General features: G+C 65.0%; 25 protein-coding genes and 1 tRNA gene. 15 read left to right on the top strand and 11 right to left on the bottom strand.

Annotation, left to right across the window (positions count from 1 at the left end):
* The first annotated feature begins 29 nt into the window (after positions 1-29).
* From JQ635_RS00950 to JQ635_RS00920, 7 genes are all read left to right on the top strand, one after another.
* Positions 30-398: a hypothetical protein gene (locus JQ635_RS00950; RefSeq protein ID WP_211408016.1), complete on the top strand. Its 369-nt coding sequence runs from the start codon at positions 30-32 to the stop codon at positions 396-398.
* Between the two features lie 140 nt (positions 399-538).
* Positions 539-613, top strand: a tRNA-Asn gene (locus tag JQ635_RS00945).
* Positions 614-826: 213 nt separating this feature from the next.
* Entirely contained in the window at positions 827-1,006 is a 180-nt protein-coding gene (locus JQ635_RS00940) for a hypothetical protein (RefSeq protein WP_211408015.1), read from the top strand.
* Positions 1,007-1,146: 140 nt separating this feature from the next.
* Positions 1,147-1,809: a protein-L-isoaspartate O-methyltransferase family protein gene (locus JQ635_RS00935; protein WP_211408014.1), complete on the top strand. Its 663-nt coding sequence runs from the start codon at positions 1,147-1,149 to the stop codon at positions 1,807-1,809.
* Between the two features lie 206 nt (positions 1,810-2,015).
* Positions 2,016-3,401, top strand: a complete 1,386-nt coding sequence (locus JQ635_RS00930; protein ID WP_211408013.1) for a TolC family outer membrane protein — start codon at positions 2,016-2,018, stop codon at positions 3,399-3,401.
* A 306-nt stretch (positions 3,402-3,707) separates the two neighbouring features.
* Positions 3,708-4,487 carry a PopZ family protein gene (locus JQ635_RS00925; protein WP_211408012.1) on the top strand — a complete coding sequence of 260 codons (780 nt, stop codon included), beginning with the start codon at positions 3,708-3,710 and terminating at the stop codon, positions 4,485-4,487.
* A 141-nt stretch (positions 4,488-4,628) separates the two neighbouring features.
* The gene (locus tag JQ635_RS00920; RefSeq protein WP_211408011.1) at positions 4,629-7,505 is read left to right on the top strand and encodes a valine--tRNA ligase; all 2,877 of its coding nucleotides are present in this window, start codon (positions 4,629-4,631) and stop codon (positions 7,503-7,505) included.
* A gap of 2 nt (positions 7,506-7,507) precedes the next feature.
* Here the strand turns inward: JQ635_RS00920 and JQ635_RS00915 are convergent, their stop codons facing one another.
* Positions 7,508-8,110: a DNA-3-methyladenine glycosylase gene (locus tag JQ635_RS00915; RefSeq protein ID WP_211408010.1), complete on the bottom strand. Its 603-nt coding sequence runs from the start codon at positions 8,108-8,110 to the stop codon at positions 7,508-7,510.
* A 130-nt stretch (positions 8,111-8,240) separates the two neighbouring features.
* On the opposite strand from JQ635_RS00915, the gene lipA reads away from it, so the two are divergent.
* Both lipA and JQ635_RS00905 read left to right on the top strand, forming a co-directional pair.
* The gene (gene lipA, locus JQ635_RS00910; RefSeq protein ID WP_211408009.1) at positions 8,241-9,197 is read left to right on the top strand and encodes a lipoyl synthase; all 957 of its coding nucleotides are present in this window, start codon (positions 8,241-8,243) and stop codon (positions 9,195-9,197) included.
* Positions 9,198-9,203: 6 nt separating this feature from the next.
* Complete coding sequence (locus JQ635_RS00905) at positions 9,204-9,686, top strand: type II toxin-antitoxin system RatA family toxin (protein ID WP_211408008.1); 483 nt, start codon at positions 9,204-9,206, stop codon at positions 9,684-9,686.
* Here JQ635_RS00905 and JQ635_RS00900 read toward each other — a convergent pair whose 3' ends face one another.
* Genes JQ635_RS00900 through JQ635_RS00875 form a run of 6 tightly spaced genes read right to left on the bottom strand, consistent with a single transcriptional unit; the run spans position 9,687 to position 14,837 of the window.
* On the bottom strand, positions 9,687-10,502 hold the full coding sequence (locus JQ635_RS00900) for a c-type cytochrome (protein ID WP_211408007.1): 816 nt from the start codon (positions 10,500-10,502) through the stop codon (positions 9,687-9,689).
* Positions 10,502-12,124 carry a b(o/a)3-type cytochrome-c oxidase subunit 1 gene (locus JQ635_RS00895; protein WP_211408006.1) on the bottom strand — a complete coding sequence of 541 codons (1,623 nt, stop codon included), beginning with the start codon at positions 12,122-12,124 and terminating at the stop codon, positions 10,502-10,504. Before JQ635_RS00895 ends, JQ635_RS00900 begins: the two co-directional genes overlap by 1 nt.
* Entirely contained in the window at positions 12,111-12,686 is a 576-nt protein-coding gene (locus JQ635_RS00890) for a cytochrome C oxidase subunit II (RefSeq protein WP_211408005.1), read from the bottom strand. Before JQ635_RS00890 ends, JQ635_RS00895 begins: the two co-directional genes overlap by 14 nt.
* On the bottom strand, positions 12,683-12,859 hold the full coding sequence (locus JQ635_RS00885; protein WP_198964245.1) for a hypothetical protein: 177 nt from the start codon (positions 12,857-12,859) through the stop codon (positions 12,683-12,685). Before JQ635_RS00885 ends, JQ635_RS00890 begins: the two co-directional genes overlap by 4 nt.
* A gap of 8 nt (positions 12,860-12,867) precedes the next feature.
* Complete coding sequence (locus JQ635_RS00880; protein WP_211408004.1) at positions 12,868-14,118, bottom strand: cytochrome c; 1,251 nt, start codon at positions 14,116-14,118, stop codon at positions 12,868-12,870.
* 11 nt (positions 14,119-14,129) lie between these two features.
* Entirely contained in the window at positions 14,130-14,837 is a 708-nt protein-coding gene (locus JQ635_RS00875) for a c-type cytochrome (protein WP_211408003.1), read from the bottom strand.
* Between the two features lie 989 nt (positions 14,838-15,826).
* Between JQ635_RS00875 and JQ635_RS00870 the strand changes: the two genes are divergently transcribed.
* Positions 15,827-16,036 (top strand): hypothetical protein, encoded by a 210-nt coding sequence (locus JQ635_RS00870; protein ID WP_211408002.1) that lies wholly within the window; start codon positions 15,827-15,829, stop codon positions 16,034-16,036.
* 60 nt (positions 16,037-16,096) lie between these two features.
* On the opposite strand, the gene JQ635_RS00865 is transcribed toward JQ635_RS00870, so the two are convergent.
* Genes JQ635_RS00865 through JQ635_RS00855 form a run of 3 tightly spaced genes read right to left on the bottom strand, consistent with a single transcriptional unit; the run spans position 16,097 to position 18,692 of the window.
* Complete coding sequence (locus tag JQ635_RS00865) at positions 16,097-16,870, bottom strand: alpha/beta fold hydrolase (RefSeq protein ID WP_211408001.1); 774 nt, start codon at positions 16,868-16,870, stop codon at positions 16,097-16,099.
* 28 nt (positions 16,871-16,898) lie between these two features.
* Positions 16,899-17,507, bottom strand: a complete 609-nt coding sequence (locus JQ635_RS00860) for a CinA family protein (protein ID WP_211408000.1) — start codon at positions 17,505-17,507, stop codon at positions 16,899-16,901.
* A gap of 3 nt (positions 17,508-17,510) precedes the next feature.
* Positions 17,511-18,692, bottom strand: coding sequence for a bifunctional 2-C-methyl-D-erythritol 4-phosphate cytidylyltransferase/2-C-methyl-D-erythritol 2,4-cyclodiphosphate synthase (locus JQ635_RS00855; RefSeq protein ID WP_211407999.1), 1,182 nt, complete (start codon positions 18,690-18,692; stop codon positions 17,511-17,513).
* 276 nt (positions 18,693-18,968) lie between these two features.
* Between JQ635_RS00855 and dusB the strand changes: the two genes are divergently transcribed.
* The 3 genes from dusB to ntrC are packed head-to-tail and all read left to right on the top strand — an operon-like array spanning position 18,969 to position 22,594.
* Positions 18,969-19,970, top strand: a complete 1,002-nt coding sequence (gene dusB / locus JQ635_RS00850) for a tRNA dihydrouridine synthase DusB (protein ID WP_211408462.1) — start codon at positions 18,969-18,971, stop codon at positions 19,968-19,970.
* Entirely contained in the window at positions 19,967-21,142 is a 1,176-nt protein-coding gene (locus JQ635_RS00845) for a two-component system sensor histidine kinase NtrB (RefSeq protein WP_211407998.1), read from the top strand. The genes dusB and JQ635_RS00845 overlap by 4 nt, the downstream gene beginning before the upstream one ends.
* A gap of 9 nt (positions 21,143-21,151) precedes the next feature.
* A complete protein-coding gene (ntrC, locus tag JQ635_RS00840; RefSeq protein ID WP_211407997.1) occupies positions 21,152-22,594 on the top strand; it encodes a nitrogen regulation protein NR(I) in 1,443 nt (480 codons plus the stop codon).
* Positions 22,595-22,761: 167 nt separating this feature from the next.
* On the opposite strand, the gene JQ635_RS00835 is transcribed toward ntrC, so the two are convergent.
* Positions 22,762-22,908, bottom strand: a complete 147-nt coding sequence (locus JQ635_RS00835; RefSeq protein WP_211407996.1) for a hypothetical protein — start codon at positions 22,906-22,908, stop codon at positions 22,762-22,764.
* A 303-nt stretch (positions 22,909-23,211) separates the two neighbouring features.
* On the opposite strand from JQ635_RS00835, the gene JQ635_RS00830 reads away from it, so the two are divergent.
* Together JQ635_RS00830 and JQ635_RS00825 are read left to right on the top strand one after the other, a co-directional pair.
* Positions 23,212-24,324 carry an AI-2E family transporter gene (locus JQ635_RS00830; RefSeq protein ID WP_211407995.1) on the top strand — a complete coding sequence of 371 codons (1,113 nt, stop codon included), beginning with the start codon at positions 23,212-23,214 and terminating at the stop codon, positions 24,322-24,324.
* A gap of 25 nt (positions 24,325-24,349) precedes the next feature.
* Positions 24,350-24,802, top strand: coding sequence for a potassium channel family protein (locus tag JQ635_RS00825; RefSeq protein WP_211407994.1), 453 nt, complete (start codon positions 24,350-24,352; stop codon positions 24,800-24,802).
* The last annotated feature ends 14 nt before the right edge of the window (positions 24,803-24,816 follow it).

Raw genomic sequence — 24,816 nt, 5'->3', positions numbered from 1 at the left:
CCAGCCTGTTTCGATCGGGAGCATTTCACATGAAGTATTTTCTGTCCGGACTGATCGCGATCGGTCTTTCGATCGCAGCCACGGCGTCGTTTGCTGCCGACGCCCGCAACGTCACCGTCGTCAACGAGACCGGCTATGCCATCAAATTCCTCGGCTTCAACGCGCCGGACGATGGCCTGGACGAATGGGAGAACGAGCTCGACAAGGTTTTGCAGAACCAGGCGAGCACCTATGTCGAGTTCGATGATGATGATGAGGGGTGTGTCTGGAACATCCGCGTCGACTGGCAGAACTATGACGAGGCGGTGCTCTGGAAGAACGTCAACCTCTGCAAGTTCACCGCGCTCCGGCTGCGCTACGACTCCGGCACCAAGACCACGTCGTTCGTCGCCGAATAGTTTTCGTTCGGCACATGGCCCGGAGGAGGGGCCGGCCTCGGCCTTTCCTCGGATGCGTTGCGGAAGATGACGAATTCGTCCTTTGCAAGCGCAACCAGCTTTGTTATACGCACCCGCGCGCGGACGACAGTTCGCCCTTTTCCTCGGTAGCTCAGCGGTAGAGCATCCGACTGTTAATCGGATGGTCGCTGGTTCGAATCCAGCCCGGGGAGCCAAGTTCCGCTGTAGATTCATTGACTTGTGAGCGTTCGCTGATGCGACGCGCGATGTCGCTCAAGTCGTCCCTGAAGACCTGGCGTGCCCGATCGCCGCAGAATCGCGTTCAAGCGGTTGTGTCCGGCAGCGCCATCGCAGCCGTCGGGACGGCACCAAATCGACTTAATTCAAATCGAGCTTTGCAGAGCCGGACTCTTACGGAGCTGATTCCCATGCCCGACATCCAGATCGACCGCGCCCAACTGGCTCCCTCGATTCTGCCGGCCGACGTTCCCGAGCTCAGCGACGACGAATGCCTCGCCTGCCTCAAGCGTGCGGTCGAGACCCCCGATTCGGCGCGGCTGGATGAGGTCGCCGCTCTGATCGGCCGCCTCGCGGTGACGATCGAATAGTTCGTCCTTTTCCCTGATGCGGCGAGTTACGGCAGCCTTGGCCGGCCAAGGCCAACGGCCATGTTGCGTTTTCGCCGGGCATGTTCCAAAGATGCCGCCAACTTCCGTCCGCGGCATCGTCCGCATTTCAGGGTCCGCAAATGTCCGGTTTCTCGACCGCGCGCCTCAAAATGGTCGATGGCCAGGTGCGCACCAATGACGTCACCGATCGCCGAATTCTCGATGCCATGCTCACGGTTCCGCGCGAGGCCTTCGTGCCGGCGAGCCGGCAGGCGTTGGCCTATCTCGACCTCGACCTCGATGTGAGCGAGGGCGCTACCAAGCGGTTCCTGATCAAGCCGCAGCTGACTGGAAAACTGCTCCAGGCCGCCGAGATCGGCGAGGGCGACAGCGTCCTGGTCGTCGGCTGCGCCACGGGCTATCTCGCCGCGCTGGCGGCCAAGCTGGCGCGTCAGGTCAGCGCGACGGAATGCGATTCGGCCCTGGCCACGAAGGCCAAGGAGGCCTTTGCCACCCTTGGGCTTGCCAATGTCACCTGCAAGGCCGCTCCCTGCACTGCGGGCGATCCGTCTGCCGCCCCGTATGATGTGATCATCCTCAATGGCGCCGCCGAGGTGACGCCGGACGGGCTGTTCGGGCAGCTCAAGGAGGGCGGGCGTCTGGTGGGGGTATCAGCCGAATCGCGGCCGCCGCGGGCGATGATCGTGACCCGTACACACGGGGAATTCGGCCATCGGGCGCTGTTCGACGCCACAGCTCCGGTCCTTCCCGGGCTGGAACGGGCCGCCGCCTTCGTCTTCTGACGGCCCAAAGCCCGTTAAAATCCCGTTCTGAATCAGAAGTGTGGCCGGGATGCTGCACGTGAAGAGTTTCCACCGGGAACTGCCTTGAGGTAGTTCCGCCGCGCCAATTCGCGTCCTATGTTGCGGCGGGGCAACGACTCCACTCGATAGGCGGAAACCCAGCTCGCGGGCACGAGCCGGGCGTTAGAATGAACGGAAATTTTGGGATGCATGGGGTGAAGCTCTTCACCGGAGCTGCGGTTTCGGTCCTGCTGCTGGCACTGGCCGGGCCGACGCCTGCCTTGGCGGATACGATCGAGGCCGCCTTGGTGCGCGCCTATCAGAACAATCCGCAGCTCAACGCACAGCGCGCCCAGGTGCGCTCGACCGACGAGAACGTGCCGCAGGCTTTGTCCGGCTATCGGCCCAAGGTCGCGCTGACTGCCAGCGGTGGCTATCAATATACGGATTTGCAGAGTGGCGTGGGGAGTAACTCAATCCACGGATCCGTGTTGCCTCGCAGCGCTGGAATTACCGCTTCGCAGACGCTCTACAATGGCAACCAGACTGCCAACCGAACGCGGGCGGCGGAGAGTCAGGTATCCGGTGCCCGCGAAGCGCTGCGCAGCCTCGATCAAACCGTGCTGCTCCAGGCCGCCACGACCTACATGGATTATCTGCGCGATTCCGCCACGCTGGAAGTCCAGCGCAGCAACGTGCGCGTGCTCGAGCAGACGCTGAAGCAGACCCGTGATCGTTTCAACGTCGGCGAAGTGACGCGCACCGACGTCGCGCAATCGGAAGCGCAACTGGCTGCCGGCAAGACGCAGGCGCTCACCGCGGAGGCGAATCTCACCACGACGCGGGCGAACTTCCGCCGCATCATCGGCAACGAGCCGACGAACCTCGCACCGGGCTCGCCGGTCGACCGCTTCCTGCCGGCAACGCTCGCTTCGGCCGTCGAGCTCGGCTTGGTCGAGCATCCCAACGTCACGGCCGCAATGTATGGCATCGACGTCAATTTCTTGCAGGTCAAAGTCGCTGAAGGTGCGTTGCTGCCGACGGTTACGATCCAGGCATCGGCCACGCAGTCCAACGAACAGTCCTTGATTCAGTTGCGCTCGTTCAACGCATCCGCGATCGCGCAGGTCTCGGTGCCGATTTATCAGGGCGGTAGCGAATATTCGCTGATCCGCCAATCCAAGGAAAACCTGGCGCAGCAGCGTCTCAACCTTGAAACCACGCGCGACCAGACTCGTGCGAACGTGGTGCAGTTCTGGGGGACGTTGCAGGCCGGCAAGGCCCAGGTGCAGTCCGCGCAGGCGCAGGTGACGGCATCCGAGATCGCACTCAACGGTGTGCGCGAGGAAGCCAAGGCCGGTCAGCGCACCACGCTCGACGTGCTCAATGCGCAGCAGGCGCTGGTCAATGCGCGCGTCGCATTGGTGACCGCGCAGCACGACCGCGTGGTGGCATCCTATAACGTCCTCGCCGCCGTCGGCCGCCTGGCGCCCCAGGTGCTCGGTCTTGCGACCACGGTCTACGATGCCAGCGTTCACTACCATCAGGTCCGCGACAGCTGGGGCGGCGTACGTACGCCTGACGGTCGCTGAAGTCCCGTAGTCATCCGGTCGGCCTCGCGAACAATTGCGGCCGACCGGTGCTTTGCTTGCAATCACCAAAATCCCTGACATAGCCTTGCCATGAAGATGCGGATCGATTCGCTCCGCAACTGATGTCGTATGCGTAAAGCTTGAGTGCCGAGGGCAGGGGCGCACCGTCGCACGTTGAGCCGTGATCTGGGGACAAGTCGGTCTGCCGCGGCGAAAATGTCGGGGGGCTCGTCGCGGAACCGGCCAATCCTGTCGTGCTTGGTGTAAAACAACGCATGCGAGGGCGTTGATGATGTGGAGTCGGAGATGACGCAGCCTGCAAAGGTCACAGAACCCTCCATGGAGGAGATTCTGGCCTCGATCCGGCGCATCATTGCCGACGATGAGGCCAAGCCGCCGCCGGCCGAAGCTGCGAAGCCCGAGAAGGCTGCAGCGCCCGCCGCGCCGCCGCCGAAGCCGATGAATGACATTCCGCCATCCAAGGTCGCACCGCCAAAACCCGCCACCGAGAAGCCCGCACCACCTCCGGCTGCGAAGCCGGCTCCGGCACCGCCGCCGCCCGCGCCCGCCGCGGATGCCGGACCGAACAGCCAGGACGATATCGACGCGCTGCTGGCCGGGCTCGATGCGGCGACGCCTGCGCCCGAGGTCCGTGCTCCAGAGCCGGAGCCCGAGCCTGAGCCGGACGTACTCGAATTGACCGACGAGATGGCGATGGACCCGGCGCCGACACCGCCTCCGCCGCCACCGAGCTTCCGCAAGGTCGAGCCGCGCGACGATCTCGAATTCGCCGAATCGCCGCCACCACGTCCGACGCCTCCGCCGTCCTACGCGCCGGTCGACTTCGATGCCCCGCCGCTGCCGCCGCAGCAGCCGATTCTGGCGCAATCGACCGTCTCCGCGGTCGAATCCGCCTTCAACTCCCTGGCCCATACGGTCCTCAGCAGCAATGCGCGGACCCTGGAGGATCTGGTCAAGGAGATGCTGCGTCCGATGCTGAAGTCCTGGCTCGACGACAACCTGCCGGGCCTGGTTGAACGCATCGTGAAGGCCGAAATCGAGCGCGTCTCGCGCGGCGGCAGGTAAAGCCGGCCGCCAGGCCCTCATAAAGCCCCGCTTGCGGGTAATATTCGGCCATCCGACCGGGCCGGAAAGCGCTGTAGCCGCCTCGTTTTCCCCTGACCTTTTCGTTGACTTGGCCCCCGCGCGCGGCTTTCTAGCAGCCCCATGATCGAGAAAAATTACCAGCCCGCCGATATCGAAGCCCGCATGTCCGTGGTGTGGGAGGACAGCCGTGCCTTCAAGGCCGGCCGTCCCGACCGCCGAGACACAGTGCCATTCACCATTGTGATCCCGCCGCCGAACGTGACGGGCTCGCTGCACATGGGCCACGCCCTCAACAACACGCTCCAGGACATCCTGTGCCGGTTCGAGCGCATGCGCGGCCGCGACGTGCTGTGGCAGCCCGGCACCGACCATGCCGGCATCGCCACCCAGATGGTGGTCGAGCGGCAGCTGATGGAGCGCCAGCAGCCGGGCCGCCGCGAGATGGGCCGCGAGAAGTTTCTGGAGCGGGTCTGGCAGTGGAAGGCCGAGAGCGGCGACACCATCATCAACCAGCTCAAGCGGCTCGGCGCATCCTGCGACTGGTCGCGCGAGCGCTTCACCATGGACGAGGGCCTGTCGAAGGCCGTCGTCAAGGTGTTCGTCGAGCTGCACCGAGACGGCTTGATCTACAAGGACAAGCGGCTGGTGAACTGGGACACCAAGCTCTTGACCGCGATCTCCGATCTCGAAGTGCAGCAGACCGAGGTCAAGGGCAGCCTCTGGTATCTGCGCTATCCGATCGAGGGCAAGACGTTCAGCCCCGAGGATCCCACGACCTTCATCGTCGTCGCCACGACGCGCCCGGAAACCATGCTCGGCGATACCGGCGTTGCCGTGCATCCCGAGGACGAGCGCTATCAGAAGCTGGTCGGCAAGAACGTCGTCCTGCCGCTGGTCGGCCGCAAGATCAAAATTGTCGCCGATGAGTATTCCGATCCCGAGAAGGGCTCGGGCGCGGTCAAGGTGACGCCGGCGCACGACTTCAACGATTTCGAGGTCGGCAATCGCCACGGCCTGCGCCGCATCAGCGTGCTCGACAAGGAAGGCTGCCTCGATCTCCTCGACAACGAGGATTACCTGCGCGACCTGCCGGAAGGCGCTGGGCAATTTGCCGAGGAGTTCAACAAGGTCGATCGCTTCGCAGCGCGCAAGCGCATCGTCGAGCGTCTGGAATCCTTTGGCTTCGTCGAGCGCATCGAGCCGCACACCCATATGGTGCCGCACGGCGACCGCTCGAACAGCGTGATCGAGCCGTACCTGACCGACCAGTGGTACGTCGACGCCAAGACGCTGGCGAAGCCGGCGATCGCCGCGGTGCGTTCGGGCGAGACCTCGTTCGTGCCCAAGAACTGGGAAAAGACCTATTTCGAGTGGATGGAGAACATCCAGCCCTGGTGCATCTCGCGCCAGCTGTGGTGGGGCCATCAGATCCCGGCCTGGTATGGTCCTGACGGCAAGGTGTTCGTCGCCGAGACCGAGGAGGAGGCGATCAGCCACGCGCTCGGCTATTACGTCGAGCAGGAGGTCATCACGGTCGAGCAGGGGCGCGAGATGGCGCTCGACCGCAACAAGCGCGAGGGCTTCATCACGCGCGACGAGGACGTGCTCGACACCTGGTTCTCCTCGGCGCTGTGGCCGTTCTCGACGCTCGGCTGGCCCGACGATACGCCGGAGGTGCAGCGCTATTATCCGACCAATGCGCTGGTCACCGGCTTCGACATCATCTTCTTCTGGGTTGCCCGCATGATGATGATGGGCATGCACTTCATGAAGGAGATTCCGTTCTCGACGATCTACATCCACGCCCTCGTCCGTGACGAGAAGGGCGCCAAGATGTCGAAGTCGAAGGGCAACGTCATCGATCCGCTCAACCTGATCGACGAATATGGTGCGGACGCGCTGCGCTTCACGCTGGCCGCGATGGCGGCGCAGGGCCGCGACATCAAGCTCGCCACCAGCCGCGTCGAGGGCTACCGCAATTTCGCGACCAAGCTCTGGAACGCCTCCCGTTTCGCGGAGATGAACCACTGCGCCGTGCCCGACGGTTTCGAGCCAGCGAAGGCGAAGGAGACGCTGAACCGCTGGATCGCGCATGAGAGCGCGCACACCACGCGCGAGGTGACCGAGGCGATTGAGGCCTATCGCTTCAACGACGCTGCCGGCGCGATCTATCGCTTCGTCTGGAACGTCTATTGCGACTGGTATGTCGAGCTCGCCAAGCCCGTGCTGCTTGGCCCCGATAGCCCCGCCAAGGACGAAACCCGCGCCATGGTCGCCTGGGCGCGGGACGAGATCCTGAAGCTGCTGCATCCCTTCATGCCCTTCATTACCGAAGAGTTGTGGGAGGTGACAGCCAAGCGCGAGGGCCTGCTCGCGCTGGCGCCGTGGCCGCTGAAGCCGTCTGAGCCTTCGCCGGAGCAGCTTGCGATTCTCGCCGCAGCCGCCGGGCCGACCGATCCGCTGATCTCGCCGGCCCTGGTCATGCCGATCTTCGACCATGCCGACTTCACCGATCCCAAGGCGGAAGCCGAGATCGGCTGGGTCATCGACCTCGTGACGCAGATCCGCTCCGTGCGCGCCGAGATGAACATTCCGCCGGCAACGCTGACGGCGCTGGTGCTCGCGGGCGCCTCGGCAGAGACCAAGGAGCGCGCGCCGCGCTGGACCGACGTCATCAAGCGCATGGCGCGACTGTCGGACATCTCCTTCGCCGACCGTGCGCCCGACGGCGCCGTTCAGCTCCTTGTGCGCGGCGAGGTGGCTGCGCTGCCGCTGAAGGGCGTGATCGACGTCGCAGCCGAGCGCACCCGTCTCGACAAGGAGATCGGCAAGGCCGACGCCGACATCAAGCGCGCCGAATCCAAGCTGGCGAACGAGAAGTTCGTCGCCAACGCGGCCGAGGAGGTCGTCGAGGAGGAGCGTGAGAAGCGCGAGGCGGCACTGGCCCGCAAGGCCAAGCTGCTCGAGGCGCTGGAGCGGCTGAAGCTGGCCTCGTAGGCCTACTTCGGAAACGGCTTGCTCAGAAACTTCGAGCCCCTGACGCCATAGCGCCAGGGCAGTTCGACCGCCTTGGTGATACCGATCCGGATGCCGGTTGTGACCTCCAGGTCCTCCGTGCGCGCATGCAGCGCGATCGGCGGCCGGTCCAGCGGCAGCATGTTGTGCGCGAAGGTGATGCCGAGCGCCTCCGTCAGCTTGCCCGGGCCCGAGCACAGCGCGTGCAAATCCTGGAGATGACGGCGGCGGCGCATCGCAGCCAAGCCATGAGTCGGTTCCAGCGCGCGGATCAGGACGGCGCTGGCAGAACCTTCGTCCTCGCAGACGAAATTCACGCACCAGTGGATGCCATAGGAACGATAGACATAGGCATAGCCGGGCGGGCCGAACATCACCTGGTTCCGTGGCGTCGGGCCGTTGTAGGAATGCGCCGCCGGCTCGGTATGATGATAGGCCTCGACCTCGACGATGATCCCGCCGACGCCGTCGACCAGCATGGTCGCTCCGATCAGGTCGCGGGCGACCTCGCGGACGTCGCGCGCGAAAAAGGCACGCTTCAGGGCCTTGCCAAGCCGGGGTGTGGAAGGTTTCGAGACTGGAGCCATTCGAGGTGAGAATCGCCTGAGAACAGAGCAGGATATTGCCCATATCTGCCATGTTCCCTGAAGTGGTGCGAGCCGGGTTGCGATGCCGGGCCAGACCGACTAGGTAGGACCTGAACAGACCGGATGCCCTATGGTCGTTATTGTCGATACCATCTCGAACCCGCTGCGCCCGCGCCACCCTGAAAAGGTGAATCGCCCCGATTCCGCTTCGCCGCCGAAGCCGGACTGGATCCGCGTGCGCGCGCCCAACACCCGCGGCTACGCCGACACCCGCAACATCGTGCGCGCCAACGGCCTGCATACGGTGTGCGAGGAGGCGGGCTGCCCGAATATCGGCGAGTGCTGGGACAAAAAGCACGCGACCTTCATGATCATGGGTGACACCTGCACCCGGGCCTGCGCGTTCTGCAACGTCAAGACCGGCCTGCCCAACGCGCTGGATGCGGCCGAGCCGCAGAACGTTGCGGAGGCCGTGGCCAAGCTGGGCCTCGCCCACGTCGTCATTACCTCGGTCGACCGCGACGACCTCGCCGATGGCGGTGCCAAGCACTTTGCCCAGACCATCCGCGCGATCCGGGCCGCGTGCCCTTCGACCACGATCGAGATCCTGACGCCGGACTTCCTCCGCAAAGAAGGCGCGCTGGAGGTCGTCGTCGCGGCGAGGCCCGACGTGTTCAACCACAATCTCGAGACGGTGCCCTCGCGCTATCTCACGGTGCGGCCCGGCGCTCGCTACTTCCACTCGATCCGGCTGCTGCAGCGGGTCAAGGAGCTCGATGCCACCATCTTCACCAAGTCCGGCATCATGGTCGGCCTCGGCGAGGAGCGCCACGAGGTGCAGCAGGTGATGGACGATCTGCGCTCGGCCGACGTCGACTTCCTGACCATCGGGCAATATCTGCAGCCCACCCGCAAGCACCACGCGGTGATGCGCTACGTGCCGCCGGACGAATTCTCGTCCTATGAAAAGATCGCCTACACCAAGGGATTCCTGATGGTGTCGGCGAGCCCGCTCACCCGCTCGTCGCATCATGCCGGCGAGGATTTCGCAAGACTGAAGGCTGCGCGGGCAGCTCACGCCCGCTGACGTACCATGCATCGAGTTTCGAGCAAGCACCGCGTCAACCACAGCGCGTCCGAGATGTTTGATCTGGTCGCCGATGTCGAGCGCTATCCGGAATTCGTGCCGCTGTGCAGCGCGCTGAAGGTGCGGCAGCGCATGGCGAAGCCCGACGGCACCGAGGTGCTGGTCGCGGACATGACGGTGTCGTTCAAGCTGGTCAAGGAATCCTTCACCAGCCGCGTGACCCTCGACCGCGCCAATCTGAAGATCCTGGTCGAATATCTGCAAGGTCCGTTCAGGAATCTGGAAAACCGTTGGACGTTCGAGCCCAAAGGCCAGCAAGACGGCAAAGACGTCTGCGACGTCGGCTTCTTCCTTGCCTACGAATTCAAGAGCCGCATGCTCGCGATGCTGATGGGCTCGATGTTCGACGCCGCCTTCGCACGGTTCTCGACCGCCTTCGAGAAGCGGGCCGATGCGATCTACGGACGGCCGAAGCTGGCGCCGACCTGATCAATCCACCGCCTTCACCACATCGGGCGGCTGCGAGGCGTAATACGCCGCGGCCTGCTCGATCTCCTGCGGTGTCAACGCGCGGGCGATGTTGCGCATCTGCTGGCTGATGTCGTTGCGGCGCTCGCCGGAGGCGAAGGCCTGGAGCTGCGCCTTCATATAGGCCTCAGACTGGCCTTCGAGCCACGGGCTGCCGGTCTTGTTGTCGAGGCTGCCGTGACAGGAGCCACAGGGCGCGATCCCGCGCATCGGCGCGCCGTAGATGACGATGTTCGGTTTTGGCAGCTGCGGCGTCGGGTGATAGGCGGGCAGCCGCGGCAGGTAGGCATAGTAGAGCGAGAGGTCGGCGATCTCCTGATCCGTCAGATTGACGGCAAAGGGCGACATCACGGCATTGGTGCGGGCGCCCGAACGGAAATCGTGCAGCTCCTTGTAGATCACCGCCGCATACTGGCCGGCGAGGTTCGGCGAGTCCGCACGGCTGATGCCGGTGGGGCCGTGGCAGATCGCGCAGCGCTGCGCCAGCGTGGCGCCGCGGCCGATCGCCTCCTGGCTCGGGCGTGACAGCGTATTCGACGTGAGCACGACCTCCGACAGGCGCTTTACCTGTTCAGGCGCTGTGACGTTCGCCGCACGCTGCGGCACGCCGGCGGCGCTGCAGATCGCGTCCCAAACATTGGCGAACTGGACCCAGGGCTGGGCGAAGGGCAGCACGATGAAGCCCACAATCGCCGTCACGATCAGAATCGCAGCGGTAATGCCAACGCCTCGCGTGAAATGCGGATTGCTGAAGGTGAAGAGGTCGCGCGCGCTCATCATTGCGCTCCCACATAGACGGCCGGCACTGACGTGCCCTCGGTCATCGCGAGCGTCAGGATCGGGTAGCCGTAATTGGTGAGGGTGAGCGCGATCATCAGCGCCACCCACAGCGCGTGGGTGTTGAGCGCAATCGGCACGGTCGCCGGCTGATGCACGGCCAGCGCAAAGCGATAGGGGCCGGCGTCGGCCTGAGGTGCGCGCATGCCGCGGGCGAGGATGACCAGGAACAGGATGCCTGAGGTCAGCAGGATGAAGCCGCCGATTGCGGAGAAGGTGACCGAGAGCGCCTGCGGCGCGATGGCGGGATCGCCGAAGTCGAAATAGGCCATGCGGCGCGGCATGCCGAGGATGCCGACCCAGTGCCACGGGAACGTGGTGACGATCATGCCGAGGAACCACAGCCAGAGCTGGGTGCGGATCAGTCGGAGGTCGATCAGCTCGCGTCCGGTCAGATGCGGCCACAGATCATAGGCGATCGCAAAGTACATGATCACGATGGCGCCGCCGAAGATCAGGTGGAAATGGCCGGTGATCCACTGCGTGTTGTGGATCGACGCATCGAGCTGATAGCTCATGTTGATGAGGCCGCCGGCGCCGCCGAAGCCGAGCATGACGAAGGAGAAGGCCAGCGCCAGCATCATCGGATTGTCCCAGGGCAGGGCCCTGATCCAGCCGAACATGCCGCGGCCGCCGCGCAGGCGCGCTGCGATCTCGACCGAGGCGCAGATCGTGAACACCGTCAGCAGCGTCGGCAGCGCGACCAGCGCCGTGAAGGCCGAATGGATGAACTTGAATCCGGCGCCGACCATCGGATCGGCAAAGGTGTGGTGCATGCCGATCGGCATCGCCACCACCAGGAACAGGATGAAGGAGATCCGGGCCATGCTGTCGGAATAGACCCGGCCGCCAATCGCGCGCGGCACGATGGTGTAATAGGCGATATAGGTCGGCATCAGCCAGAAATAGACGATGGCGTGCAGCGTCCAGGAGAAGAAGACGCGGGCGAGGCCGGCATCGATCGTCGCCTTCAGCCCGGCCGCGACGGGAGTGATCTGGAGCAGCAGCTCGAGCGCGGCGCCGACGGCGGTCCAGGCCCACAGATAGGAGCCGGCGACATTGGCGAACATGGCGAGCGGCACCGGCGCGCCGGGATGGGCCTTGCGCCAGACGCGCAAATTGACCGCCATTAGCGCGACCCAGATCCAGGAGCCGACCACGACCAGCACGACGCCGAGATAGTAGAAGACGTTGCCGATCAGCGGCGGATAGAAGGTGTAGAGCACCGAGGCGCGCCCCAACGCGACTGGAATCACCGCCATGACGCTGCCGATGACGATCAGCCAGAAGCCGGTCCAGGCCCAGCGCACGCCGACGAGGCGCTGCTCCAGCGCGGACTCGCTGATGGCGTAGCCAAAACCCATCGCCACCAGGGTCGGGAACACATAGCCCATCACCGTGCCGTGGGCGGTCAGCGAGCGGTAGTAGAGCTCAGGGTTAGAGAGCCAGGTCCCGATCGGGCTGCGGATGAACATCTGCCAGGCGCCGAGCGTCAGCGCGATGCCAAACACGGCAAAGGCCAGCCAGAAATGAGCGAGAATGAGCCTTCTATTGACCAACACAGCTCAGCCTCCCGCCACCCTTCGCACGACCCGCGAACTCGGCCTTGTCGATCACCCTGACCTTGCCCCACATGCCCTCATGGCCGAAGGAACAGAACTCCTGGCAGGGCATCAGATAGTCGCCGGTTCTCGCGAAGCGCATCAGTTGCTCGGAAATGTAGCCCGGCACCAGCATGGTGTTGATATTGGTGCCCTGGATCAGGATGCCGTGCACGACGTCGGCGCTGGTGGCACGCAGCGTGATCGGCGTGTCCACGGGCACCACGATGCAGGCCGGCGTGAAGGAATATTGCTGGCCGATCGCGCGCACGGTCACATTGCCATTGGCCTCCAGCACGCTGCCGAGATTGCTCTCGACGAACTCGCCGGACAGATGAATGCGCGAGGGATCGGTGGTCTCGACGCGCGGCTGCGGCATGGTTGCGCGATGGATGCCGGCGAATGCCGCCAGCACTGCCATCATCACGATGATGATCACGGCGATGGTCGCCCAGCGCCGCTCGACGCGGGCCGCGACCTCGGCGCTGGCGCTGCCGTTTCCATGGGTTTCCTCAGTGCTCATTGCAGCGGCCCGCGCGGCAGGAAGACGAACAGGTAGAAGGCGAGCCACATCGCGACGACGCAGGCGGTGGCGATGCCGGCGAGCAGAAGCGCGCCGGAGGGGCCTTGCGCCACGACCTCCTCGACGGCCTGGTCGGCGGCGGCTGGGCTGGTCGGCGGATCGGAATTGATCATGACGGATCTCAGTTCAGCGGTGCGGAGCGCAGCTCGTTGGCCTCGCGCGCCGAGACCGGCGTACCGCGATTGCCCCAGGCGGTGCGGATGTAGGAAACGACGGCGGCGACCTCGTTGTCGGAGAGCAGCCCGGCGAAAGGCGGCATGCCGTAGGGCATCGGGTTGCCCTTGGTGCCAGGCGGATAACCGCCATTGAGCACCATGCGGATCGGGTTGACCGCCGACTCCATCTCGATCGACTGGTTGTTGGCGAGCGGCGGCCAGTGCGGCGGCTTGCCTTCGCCCTGCGTGCCGTGGCAGCTCGCGCAGTTCTTGTCGTAGACGGTTTTGCCGAGGCTGATCAGCAGGCTGCTCTCGGTGGTCGGCAGCGCCGAGCTTGGCGGCGGCGGAGGCGAGGGCTCTGCGATGCTCTTGAGGTACACCGCCATCGCGCGGGTATCCTCGTCGCTGAGATATTGCAGGCTGTTGTGCACGACCTCGGCCATCGGGCCGTAGACCACGCCCCGCGCCGAAACGCCGGTCTGGAGCAGATCGGTGATGTCCTTGATGCTCCAATCGCCGAGTCCCGCCTCGCGGTTGGAGGTCAGGGATGGCGCGTACCAGTTCTGCATCGGGATCAAGCCGCCCTTGAAGGCATCCGATTGCGAGGTGCCGCCGAGCGCGTTGATCGGCGAATGGCACATGCTGCAATGGCCGAGGCCTTCGACGAGATAAGCGCCGCGATTCCATTCCGCCGACTTGGTCGGGTCGGGCTTGAACTCGCCCTCGCGGAAAAACAGCGTGCGCCAGCCGAGGATGAGCTGGCGGTTGTCATAGGGGAAGCGGAGGTCGTGCGGCCTGTTCCTCTGGTTCACCGGCGGGATCGAGCGCAGATAGGCGAAGATCGCGTCGCTGTCGGCGCGGGTCACCTTGGTGTAGGACGCAAACGGCATCGCCGGATAGATCAGCCCGCCATCCGGGAAGCGGCCGCTGTGCATGGTCTTGTAGAAATCATCGGCGCTCCATTTGCCGATCCCGGTCTCCGGATCGGGCGTGATGTTGGAGGTGTAGAGCGTGCCGAACGGGGTCGGCATGGCGCGACCACCGGCGAACAGGTGGCCTTCCGGCGCGGTGTGGCAGGCGGTGCAGTCGCCGGCGCGCGCGAGATATTCACCGCGCGCGATGATGTCGCTGCTCTTCTCTTGGGATTTGTCCTGCCCCTGCGCGAGCGTGGTGAGCGCGGCGAGGGCGAGGAGTGTGATCGACAGTCTCGAGCCCATCATCCGCCTCATTAATTGGGCTGGCTGCCGCAGCCGAACGGCAGCGCGTAGGTGCCTTTCGGCACGGGGGCCGGGTTGGTGGGCGCGGGACGTGTCGCGAGCCAGGCGGCAACGGCGGTGACATCGGCCTCGGTCAGATGACCGGCGACGAGCTGCATGCAGTCGGGCGACCTTGCCGTGCGGTTGCCGTAGCGCCAGGCGCCGAGCTGGGCGCTGATGTAAGCGGCGCGGAGGCCGAGCAGGCCGGGAATGCCGGGCTGCATGCCCGTCAGTCCCGGACCATGGCAGCTCACGCAGGCCGGAATGTTGCGGCCGGCATCGCCGCTGGTGGCGAGCAACTCGCCCTGCGCCAGCACATCCTTGCTGACCTCGCTCGGCGCCGGCTGCGGCAGCGGCGGATGCTCACCGGCAAAATACTCCGCCATCGCCTCCAGGTACGGATCGGGCAGAAACTCCAGGAGATAGTTCATCGGCGGATATTTACGCCGGCCGCTGCGGAAGGCGAGGAGCTGGTTGTAGAGATAGCCGGCAGGCTTGCCGGCGAGCCGCGGGAAATAGACGTCGCTGGTACCTTCGCCCTTGTTGCCGTGGCAGGGCGTACACGCCTCCACCCGCGCCGCCATCGTATCGGGCGGCTGATTGGTCGTTTGTGCGGCCGCACCATCAAACGCGGCCAAAGTGACAATAACGGCGGCCGAGGCCGCGGCGCGAGCGAACACTTTCGTCGCCCTCCACAAGACTGGTCCGGTTGATTCCGGATCACAAGGTAGAGCGGCATTATTGCGCCAATATTTTCCTGCGCAAGATCAAGCACGTGTGACGACGTTTGGTCGCGCCTGCACATTTATGATCCCGATCGTTTTCGACGAGAATTGCGTGCTTTTTGGAAAGCAGACATGACGCTTTAATCTCGCGACGCGTTTCGTCCGAGCTTTGCTTCGTCGCATCGCGCGCTCTTGTCAGAGGGCGCAGGGAAGGCCGGGTGCCGGCTGGCACCCACGGTCCACTGTGCGAAGATTGCGCTACAAGAGGCTGCACAGCGGCATACAGGTGAAGCCCAACACACGGCCTTCCCTGCACAGTGGTTTGACGGCTTATGCCGTGCTCTCCCCGGGGAGCGATGCACTATTGCCCCCGTCGCCTTGCAGATCTCGGATGCACGTGCCCGGTCGGGCCGACGCATCACCGCAAGACTTGGCGCACAGACCCCGGGCGCCAGGACGACACGGTTTTGCCGTACGCTGGATCACATCGGTCGTGTGCGCGATGGCCTTCGCTCACGGTTGCCCGCCCTGCGATGCCTGTCGCGCCGATGTGACTAGCGTCCACCGCCGCTCACCCCACGTTTCGTGACGATCGCGATACGCCCCTCTGACCGGGATGAGGTGGCGCAGGAATACGCCAAAGCCGAATTTCGGTAAAGTGGAATATCTCTGCGGGCGCGGATTGACCCGCCGGCTGGGTGTTTTGGCCGACGGGCAGCACAAGGGCTTGTAGGGATGGGCAGACACCCGCAAGCCGCGCGCATAATCAAGGATCCAGACGTCGCGCGGTCGAAGGTGACAAGTGCAGTTTGTGCCAAAACGCGGAGCCGTGACGGAACACCCCTTGCCGCGTGTGGCACACCTGCAAGGGCTGTATTTCATAAGAGATTCAACTAACGTCTGAGTCGGGTGCGGGGAGGCTTGTGGAGTGGGGACCTGGAGATATGGCGCGCTGGAAGCAATCGTGGAGCGAGGACGACCTCAACCGGCTCAGAAAGCTCGCAGGCACCAAGCCGATCACGACGATCGCGAAAGAGCTCGGACGGACCACGGGGACGGTGCTCGCGAAGGCGATCGAGCAAAAGCTTCCCGTCATCTATCGGATGGAGCGAACGGCGCAGCCGGGTGAACGTGAAATTCCCGCCAGCCAATAGTCGGCTTCATCGGTCCCACCTAATCGAGCGCGCTGCTGGCGGCCTGAGGCGCCGGAATTCTCAACTTCGCGGCAGCGCTCGGCCGATTGCGGCAGCGAGGCCTGCGGGATTATCCACGGCGATCCCGTGTCCGGCGTTCGAGACCACGGCAACGTTGACGCCTTGTTGCGGCAGCAGCTTCGCGTCGGGACCGTCCGCCAGCGACAACTCGCCGAAGATCACTGTTCGCGGCATCGGCAGTTCATGCAGCACTGCACGCCATGTCGGATCGCTGCCGGCGACGAGCGATCGCGCCGCGCGGTGAATCCCGACAGGCGCGCTGAGTGCGAGCGATGCGGCCCAGGCAACATTGCCGTCCAGTCTTGACGCTCTGACCATGACGTCGTGTCCGCGCGCTACGTAGTCCGCCTCGGACATCGCGGCGATCTTTCGGCTGGAGACGCCGCCACCGGGATCGAGATTGGGTTCAGCCAGGATGAGATTGCGAACGCCTCGTCCGAGCAGTTTGGCGGCCACGATGGTCACCGCCCCACCCATGCTATGACCGAAGAGATCGACGGCCTCAGGCGCGATCTGCGTCACGACATCCACAATGGTGCTGGCATGGTCCGCTATGGCGTAGCCGAAGCCGGAGGGCCGATCGCTGAAACCCGATCCGAGCAGATCGATCAGCAGCATGCGTCTGCCGGCGAGGGCTGGATCGGCGGCGACCGCCGGATAATCAGAGGAGGACGCGCACCCCAATCCATGAACGAAGACCAGCGGAACGCCCCGCCCCGGGACGTCATGATAGAGCAGGTTGGCCTGGGGTACCTTCAGCCAGAGGGACTTCATCGATCGCCTTTGTCGCGGATGTCCGGACTCACCCCCGCGGCGAGCGTGGCGGCCGGCGCTTCACCGCATGCCGGCGCGGCGAGCGGGTGACGCGCGGGCGCAAGCGGCTTGCGGCGGTGCGTTGCGGCTTGGCCTGAACTTGCGGACCGCGGGCGAGGTCCATCAGCATGCGCAGCGCCTCGACCACCGAGCGGGCGCGCACGGCGCTGCGGCCGATCGCGCCAAAACGGTGCTCGCGGTGGATGATGCGGCCATCGCGCGCGGCGGCGGCGAAGTGCACGAGACCGACCGGCTTGCCGGGCGTGGCGCCGCCGGGGCCGGCGATGCCGGTGATGGCGACGGCGAGATCGACATCCGCACGCTCCAGTGCGCCGATCGCCATCGCGGTCGCGGTCTCCTTGCTGACGGCGCCGAAATTCGTCAGCGTGCCGGCTTCGACGCCAAGCATCGCGCGTTTGGCGTCATTGGAATAGGTGACGAAGCCGCGGTCGATGACGTCGGACGAGCCGGGGATGTCGGTTAGTGCGCCGGCGACGAGGCCGCCGGTGCAGGACTCCGCCGTCGCGATCGTCAGCTTGCGCATTCGGCACAAATCCAGCAGCGAGCGGGAGAGGGCGCGTGCGTCGCTGCCGCCCATGACCTAGGCGCTCCAGGGAAGACGGATGGTGGCGCTCGCGGTGGCTGCGATGCCTTCCTCGCGGCCGGTGAAGCCGAGCCGCTCGCTGGTGGTCGCCTTCACCGCGACGCGCGAGATGTCGACGCCTGAGATCTCGGCGATGCGCGCGCGCATGGTGTCGCGCAAGGGACCGATCTTCGGCCGCTCGCAGATCAGCGTGACCTCGAGGTTGGCGACACGGCCGCCGCGCGCCGTGACGCGCTCGATGGCGTATTTCAGGAACTGGTCGGAGGAGGCGCCCTTCCACTTGGCGTCGCTCGGCGGGAAGTGCGAGCCGATGTCGCCGTCGGCCAATGCGCCAAGGATGGCATCGACCAGCGCATGCAGGCCGACATCGCCGTCTGAATGCGCCAGGAAACCCTTGCTGTGCGGGACGCGCACGCCGCAGATCATGACATGGTCGCCTTCGCCGAAGGCGTGCACGTCATAGCCGGTGCCGGTCCTGATGTCGCCGAGCTGGGCCGCCAGGCGCGCTTCCTCGCGCACGAAGTCTTCGGGAGTGGTGAGCTTCATATTGGCAACATCGCCTTCAAAGGTTGCAACCGTCAATCCCGCCCATTCGGCAATCGCGGCATCGTCGGTGAAATCGGAGCGTCCGTCCTTCGCCGCGCGACGATGCGCCTCGAGGATGACATCGAAACGAAAGGATTGCGGCGTCTGCGCGATCCGCAGGCGCGACCGGTCCGGCGTGTCCTCGACATTGCCGCTCTCGCCGGTGAGCTTGATGGTGTCGGTGACCGCAACGGTGGGAATCGCAGCACCGGTGCGGCTCGCCGCCTCGATCGCGCGCGAGATCACGCCTTCAGAGACGAACGGGCGCGCAGCGTCGTGGATCAGGACGATGTCCGGCTTGTGCTTGGCCAGCGCTTCGAGACCGGCGAGCACCGAGGCCTGCCGGGTGGCGCCGCCATCGGTCGGCGCCTCGTGTTTCAATCCTGCGACCGCTGCCGTGAACATGGCGCTGTCGTCGGGGTTCACCACCGGCTGCACTGCGAACACATCGGGATGGCGGCTGAAGGCTTCCATGGCACGATAGATCACAGGCACGCCGCCGATCTCGCGATATTGCTTCGGCCCGCCGGCGCCGGCGCGCAGGCCGCGTCCGGCCGCCACGAGGACGACAGCGGTGCGTTGTGATTTCGCCATAGGACTCAAATACTCAGTTGCTAATGAAAGAGCAGGGGTGATTTGTCGGCATGCCTCTAGCACGGCAGGCCCGCAAAAAAAGGGGGTTTCCCCGGATTGTGGGAAACAGCATTTTGCTGCACTGCACTTGAAAGATCTGCAGAACTGTCTAAACTGTAGGCATGACGCTTGACTGCACAAGAATTGTGCGCAAGATAGGTCATGGCCAGCGCGATGAGGCGCTGCTGAGTTGACGAGACCCCTGTGACAGGCCCGGCAGTATCCGGCTCTAAGCCGTTGAAAATAGGCGATATTGAAGTCGCCACCCCGGTCTTCCTGGCACCGATGTCGGGGGTGACTGACTCGCCCGTTCGGCGGTTGGTGGCCGAGCTCGGGGCCGGCTTGGTCGTGTCCGAGATGACCGCGAGCGATGAGCTTGCCAACGGCCACCGGATGTCGCGGTTGCGCTGCGAAGCGACGGGAATCGGTCCGCACGTGGTCCAGCTTGCCGGCTGCGAGACGCACTGGATGGCCGAAGGTGCCCGGATCGCGGAAGCGGAAGGCGCCGACATCATCGATATCAACATGGGCTGTCCGGCCCGTCATGTCACAGGCGGCCAGTCCGGCTCCGCCTTGATGCGCGATCTCGACCACGCCGTCAGCCTGATCGATGCGACGATTGCAGCGGTGAAGGTGCCGGTGACGCTGAAGATGCGGCTCGGCTGGGACGACCGCCGCCGCAATGCGCCGGAACTGGCGCGCCGCGCCGAAGCCGCCGGCATCAAGCTCGTCACCGTTCACGGCCGTACCCGCTGCCAGTTCTACAAGGGCGATGCCGATTGGAACGCGATCCGCGCCGTGCGCGAGGCGATCTCGATTCCGCTCATCGTCAATGGCGACATCACCTCTTACGAGAAGGCGCGCGCAGCGCTCGAGGCCTCGGGCGCCGATGCCGTGATGATCGGCCGCGGCGCGCAGGGCCAGCCCTGGCTGCCCGGCCAGATCGGCCGTCGCCTGAAGGGCGGGGCGGCGGAAGCTACGCCATCGCTCGAGAGGCAACTCCATTATGTCCGCACGCTCTATGAGGGCGTCTGCGCGCTCTATGGAATGCGCGTCGGCCTCAGGCATGCGCGCAAGCATCTGGGCTGGGCGCTTGACGTCGCGGCCGATGCGAGCCGCGCGCCGGCCGAGAAGCTGAAATCCTGGCGCCAGAAGATCCTCACCTCCGAGGATCCGCGCCTCGTGCACAGTTCACTGCAAGATGCCTTCGACGACTTCGCATGGAGCGCTGCTGCATGAGCTCAGCCGCTGAACATCGTCGGCCGCTTCCGTCCGACAGCGATGCGATCCTGGACGCGCTTCCCAATCCCGTGCTCATGATCGGGCCGGACGGCAAGATCGTCGCCGCCAACATCGCGACCGAGGCCTTTTTCGAGATCTCGACGCAGTTCCTGAAGCGGCAGTCGCTGAAAGAGCTGGTGCCGTTCGGCAGCCCCTTGCTGGCTCTGATCGATCAGGTGCGTTCCTCGAACTCGCCGGTCAACGAATACAAGGTCGATCTCGGCACGCCGCGCATGGGCGGCGACCGCCAGGTCGATCTGCACGTGGCACCGCTCACCGAGCGCCCCGGCCATATCGTGGTGATGCTCCAGGAGCGCACCATCGCCGACAAGATGGATCGGCAGCTCACCCACCGCAGCGCTGCGCGCTCGGTGATAGCGCTAGCAGCAATGCTCGCGCATGAAATCAAGAATCCGCTTTCGGGCATTCGCGGCGCGGCGCAGCTGCTGGAGCAGCAGGCCTCGTCCGAGGACCGCATGCTGACGCGGCTGATCTGCGACGAGGCCGACCGCATCGTGACGCTGGTCGACCGCATGGAGGTGTTCGGCGACGAACGCCCCGTGGTGCGCGGCCCCGTCAACATCCATTCGGTGCTCGACCACGTGAAGCGGCTGGCGCAGTCGGGCTTTGCCCGCAACATCCGCTTTATCGAGGATTACGATCCCTCGCTGCCGCCGGTGCTGGCGAACCAGGATCAGCTGATCCAGGTGTTCCTCAACCTCGTGAAGAACGCCGCCGAAGCGCTGATCGACGTGCCCGACGCCGAGATCCAGCTCACCACCGCGTTCCGCCCCGGCGTGCGCCTGTCAGTCCCCGGTCAAAAATCCCGGGTATCCCTGCCGCTCGAATTCTGCGTGAGGGACAATGGGCCAGGCGTGCCGGATGACCTTCTGCCCAACCTGTTCGATCCCTTCGTAACCACCAAGCAGACCGGCTCGGGCCTGGGTCTTGCACTGGTCGCCAAGATCGTCGGCGATCACGGGGGCATCATCGAATGCGAATCTCAGCCGCGCAAGACCACCTTCCGCGTGCTGATGCCGATGTATTCCACATCGGTGAAACATGCCGATCAAAGCAGTCGCGACGGCTCTGCCGGGAAGCCGTCGTCTGCGTCACAGGGGGCAAAATGAGGATTAACGATGCCCGCAGGTAGCATTCTCGTTGCTGATGACGACACCGCCATCCGCACGGTTCTCAATCAGGCACTTTCCCGCGCCGGCTATGAGGTCAGGCTCACCGGCAACGCCGCAACGCTGTGGCGCTGGGTCAGCCAGGGGGAGGGCGATCTCGTCATCACCGACGTGGTGATGCCGGACGAAAACGCCTTCGACCTGTTGCCGCGGATCAAGAAGATGCGGCCGAATCTGCCGGTCATCGTCATGAGCGCGCAAAACACCTTCATGACGGCGATCCGCGCCTCCGAGCGCGGGGCCTATGAATATCTGCCAAAACCCTTCGACCTGAAGGAGCTGATTGCCATCGTCGGCCGCGCGCTGGCCGAGCCGAAGGAGCGGGTCTCGACGCCTGATGAAGACGCCGAGATGGAGGCGATCCCGCTGGTCGGCCGCTCGCCGGCGATGCAGGAAATTTATCGCGTGCTGGCGCGGCTGATGCAGACCGACCTCACCGTGATGATCACGGGCGAGTCCGGCACCGGCAAGGAGCTGGTGGCGCGCGCGCTGCACGATTACGGCAAGCGCCGCAACGGCCCGTTCGTCGCCGTCAACATGGCCGCGATCCCGCGCGACCTCATCGAATCCGAGCTGTTCGGCCATGAGCGCGGTGCCTTCACCGGCGCCAACACCCGCGCCTCGGGCCGGTTCGAGCAGGCCGAGGGCGGCACGCTGTTCCTCGACGAGATCGGCGACATGCCGATGGAGGCGCAGACCCGACTGCTGCGCGTCCTGCAGCAGGGCGAATACACCACCGTCGGCGGCCGCACCCCGATCAAGACCGACGTGCGCATCGTCGCGGCCTCCAACAAGGATCTGCGCGTGCTGATCCAGCAGGGCCTGTTCCGCGAAGACCTGTTCTTCCGCCTCAATGTCGTGCCGCTGCGGCTGCCGCCGCTGCGCGAGCGCATCGAAGACCTGCCAGATCTGGTGCGTCACTTCTTCTCGCTGGCCGAGAAGGACGGCCTGCCGCCGAAGAAGCTCGACGCGCTGGCGCTGGAGCGGCTGAAGCAGCACCGCTGGCCCGGCAACGTCCGCGAGCTCGAGAATCTCGCCCGGCGCCTTGCCGCGCTCTATCCGCAGGACGTGATCACGGCCTCCGTCATCGACGGCGAGCTGGCGCCGCCCTCGGTCAGTCCGGGTGCCGCAGTCCAGCAGGGTGTCGACAATCTCGGCGGCGCGGTCGAGGCCTATCTGTCCTCGCACTTCCAGGGCTTTCCGAACGGCATGCCGCCGCCCGGCCTCTATCACCGCATCCTCAAGGAGATCGAGGTGCCGCTGCTCACGGCGGCGCTCGCCGCCACCCGCGGCAACCAGATCCGCGCCGCGGACCTCCTCGGCCTCAACCGCAACACGCTGCGGAAGAAGATCCGGGATCTCGACATCCAAGTGTATCGGAGCGGGGGCTAGGCTTCACCAGCCGGCGGTGGCTCAGCTCCCCCTACCACAGGGAGCTGAGCCTGTCCGGATCGCGCTGGCCGTTGTGGCTGACGCGGTGAGCAGAAGTCCTGATTGGGCCGAAATGTTCCGCCGGGCCATGCAAATTTGTCATTCGGCCGCGAGGTGCGCTGCCGCACTTATCTGACGGGGCGTCCTGGCACCGGCAGCACGTTGGCGACCTGCGTCGGCGGCGGCTGCAGGCCGACGCCGTTGACCAGGAGATCGGCGGCCACGATCAGCAGCAGCACGGCCAAGACCATCGTCACAAGAAAGAACCTCTCCATTCCGGTTAATCCGGGGGCAAGGGAATCCGTTCCCGCCAGCGAGTGCCGATCCGCTTGCCCCCTGTGGATCGCGGGTCGAAATTTCCGCAATTTTTACAATTGCTTACCAAGCGCGACTTTCGACCGCGCGGCATGTCCTGGCAGACCAGCCGGTACCGCGATCGGAATGATCGCGCTCAAGCTGCATGAGATTGGGGACGAAGGACGCGCCTGCGCAACCGCTTGATCTGGATCAAGAATGCCGAGCGGCGGAGGCCGCTACGTCCATTGGGGTATCCGCACTCCCGGAAGGACGGCGTCGTCTTGACCACGCTTCGCAAGCTTCTCTCCGCGGAACAGATTGTCCAGCTCGTAATCCGTCTCGGATTGCTGGCGCTCTTGATCGCATGGACGTTTCTGATCATCCGCCCCTTCGTCCCGATCCTGACCTGGAGCGCGGTGCTTGCGGTCGCGTTCTATCCCGCCTTCAGCTGGCTCGCCAAACGCCTTGGCGACCGGCCCCGGACGGCCGCGACCATTCTCACGCTGATGATGCTTGGCATCGTCATCGGTCCGGCGGCATGGCTCGGGCTGAGCGCGGCCGAAGGCATCAAGGACCTCGCGACCCAGATCGGCACCGGCGATCTCATGCTCCAGGCGGCGCCGGAATGGCTCAAGGACTGGCCGCTGATCGGCCCGCAGCTCTTTGATCTCTGGACGCTGGCCTATACCAATATTCGCGCCGTGCTGCGCGAGGTGGCGCCGTATCTGAAGCCGCTGGCGGGGGTGATGCTGTCGTTCGCCGGCAGCGCCGGCGTCGGCACGCTGCAGTTCCTGTTGTCGGTGCTCGTCGCCGGCTTCCTGTTCCCGTACGGACCGCAGCTCGTTGAGGCGGTCCGCGGGTTCCTGTTCCGCATCGTGCCGGAGCAGAGCGAGCATTTTCTCGCGCTGGCGGGTGCAACGATCCGGGCGGTGTCGCAAGGCGTGATCGGCGTTGCGGTCATCCAGGCGCTACTGGCCGGCATCGGCCTCAAGCTTGCGGGCATTCCGAGCGCCGGCTTGCTCGCCATCCTCGTTCTGCTGCTGTCGATCGTGCAGATCGGCGCTGCGATCGTCCTCGTGCCCGTGGTGATCTGGATCTGGATGGACAAGGACGTCACGACGGCGGTGCCTCTGACGATCTTCCTCGTCGCCGTCGGTCTGCTCGACAATATCCTCAAGCCATTGGTCATGGGCCGCGGCCTGAGCACGCCGACGCTCGTCATCCTGATCGGGGTCATCGGCGGCACATTGGCGCACGGCATCATCGGCCTCTTCATCGGACCGATCATTCTGGCGGTCGCCTGGGAGCTCGCTGCGGCCTGGATCAAGATCGACGGTTCCGCAGCGCTGCGGGCACAGGACAAGTCCGAGATGCCCACTGCCGTCCAAAGATGAGTTCACGCTTCCAGGGCAACCCCTGATGCTGCTTCAAGTCCTCGTCGGCGCACTGGTCAGCGCGATCAATATCGGGATCCACGCGCTGGCAACGGTCGTTGCCGTATCGATCGCGCGAGCGGCCGGCTTGAGGCAGACCGATAGTGCGCGGCTGCATTTGATGGGCGTGATGGTCGCAACGGCCGCAGCGCTGAGCGTCGCGCACACCGTGGAGGTCCTGGTCTGGGTCTGCACCTATTGGTTCGTAACGGCGGCGCCGGAGGGGAGCGACCTGCTGTATTTCGTCTTCGTGAACTACACCACGCTCGGCTATGGCGACATCACGCCGGTGCCGCAATGGCGGCTGATCGGTCCCTTGACGGCCATGAACGGCATCCTGCTGTTCGGCTGGTCGGCGGCCATCCTGTTCGAGGTCCTGCGCAAGACGCTCGAGCATCTCGAAGCGATCGCGCGGCTCCCGGGCAGGAACAAGGTTTGACTTCACGTCGTCAA

This window comes from Bradyrhizobium iriomotense (assembly GCF_018130765.1).
GTDB lineage: Bacteria > Pseudomonadota > Alphaproteobacteria > Rhizobiales > Xanthobacteraceae > Bradyrhizobium > Bradyrhizobium iriomotense_A.
This window is presented reverse-complemented; position numbering and strand designations above follow the sequence as displayed.

Bases quoted from the DNA above. Each gene is read 5' to 3' on its own strand.
- JQ635_RS00900 (WP_211408007.1), bottom strand. From the start codon at position 10,502: ATGAGCGCGCGCGACCTCTTCACCTTCAGCAATCCGCATTTCACGCGA.
- JQ635_RS00935 (WP_211408014.1), top strand. From the start codon at position 1,147: ATGTCCGGTTTCTCGACCGCGCGCCTCAAAATGGTCGATGGCCAGGTG.
- JQ635_RS00855 (WP_211407999.1), bottom strand. From the start codon at position 18,692: ATGGCGAAATCACAACGCACCGCTGTCGTCCTCGTGGCGGCCGGACGC.
- JQ635_RS00920 (WP_211408011.1), top strand. From the start codon at position 4,629: ATGATCGAGAAAAATTACCAGCCCGCCGATATCGAAGCCCGCATGTCC.
- JQ635_RS00885 (WP_198964245.1), bottom strand. From the start codon at position 12,859: ATGATCAATTCCGATCCGCCGACCAGCCCAGCCGCCGCCGACCAGGCC.
- JQ635_RS00880 (WP_211408004.1), bottom strand. From the start codon at position 14,118: ATGGGCTCGAGACTGTCGATCACACTCCTCGCCCTCGCCGCGCTCACC.
- JQ635_RS00940 (WP_211408015.1), top strand. From the start codon at position 827: ATGCCCGACATCCAGATCGACCGCGCCCAACTGGCTCCCTCGATTCTG.
- ntrC (WP_211407997.1), top strand. From the start codon at position 21,152: ATGCCCGCAGGTAGCATTCTCGTTGCTGATGACGACACCGCCATCCGC.
- lipA (WP_211408009.1), top strand. From the start codon at position 8,241: ATGGTCGTTATTGTCGATACCATCTCGAACCCGCTGCGCCCGCGCCAC.
- JQ635_RS00870 (WP_211408002.1), top strand. From the start codon at position 15,827: ATGGCGCGCTGGAAGCAATCGTGGAGCGAGGACGACCTCAACCGGCTC.
- JQ635_RS00835 (WP_211407996.1), bottom strand. From the start codon at position 22,908: ATGGAGAGGTTCTTTCTTGTGACGATGGTCTTGGCCGTGCTGCTGCTG.
- JQ635_RS00890 (WP_211408005.1), bottom strand. From the start codon at position 12,686: ATGAGCACTGAGGAAACCCATGGAAACGGCAGCGCCAGCGCCGAGGTC.
- JQ635_RS00930 (WP_211408013.1), top strand. From the start codon at position 2,016: ATGCATGGGGTGAAGCTCTTCACCGGAGCTGCGGTTTCGGTCCTGCTG.
- JQ635_RS00865 (WP_211408001.1), bottom strand. From the start codon at position 16,870: ATGAAGTCCCTCTGGCTGAAGGTACCCCAGGCCAACCTGCTCTATCAT.
- JQ635_RS00925 (WP_211408012.1), top strand. From the start codon at position 3,708: ATGACGCAGCCTGCAAAGGTCACAGAACCCTCCATGGAGGAGATTCTG.
- JQ635_RS00845 (WP_211407998.1), top strand. From the start codon at position 19,967: ATGAGCTCAGCCGCTGAACATCGTCGGCCGCTTCCGTCCGACAGCGAT.
- JQ635_RS00860 (WP_211408000.1), bottom strand. From the start codon at position 17,507: ATGGGCGGCAGCGACGCACGCGCCCTCTCCCGCTCGCTGCTGGATTTG.
- JQ635_RS00915 (WP_211408010.1), bottom strand. From the start codon at position 8,110: ATGGCTCCAGTCTCGAAACCTTCCACACCCCGGCTTGGCAAGGCCCTG.
- JQ635_RS00950 (WP_211408016.1), top strand. From the start codon at position 30: ATGAAGTATTTTCTGTCCGGACTGATCGCGATCGGTCTTTCGATCGCA.
- JQ635_RS00905 (WP_211408008.1), top strand. From the start codon at position 9,204: ATGCATCGAGTTTCGAGCAAGCACCGCGTCAACCACAGCGCGTCCGAG.
- JQ635_RS00825 (WP_211407994.1), top strand. From the start codon at position 24,350: ATGCTGCTTCAAGTCCTCGTCGGCGCACTGGTCAGCGCGATCAATATC.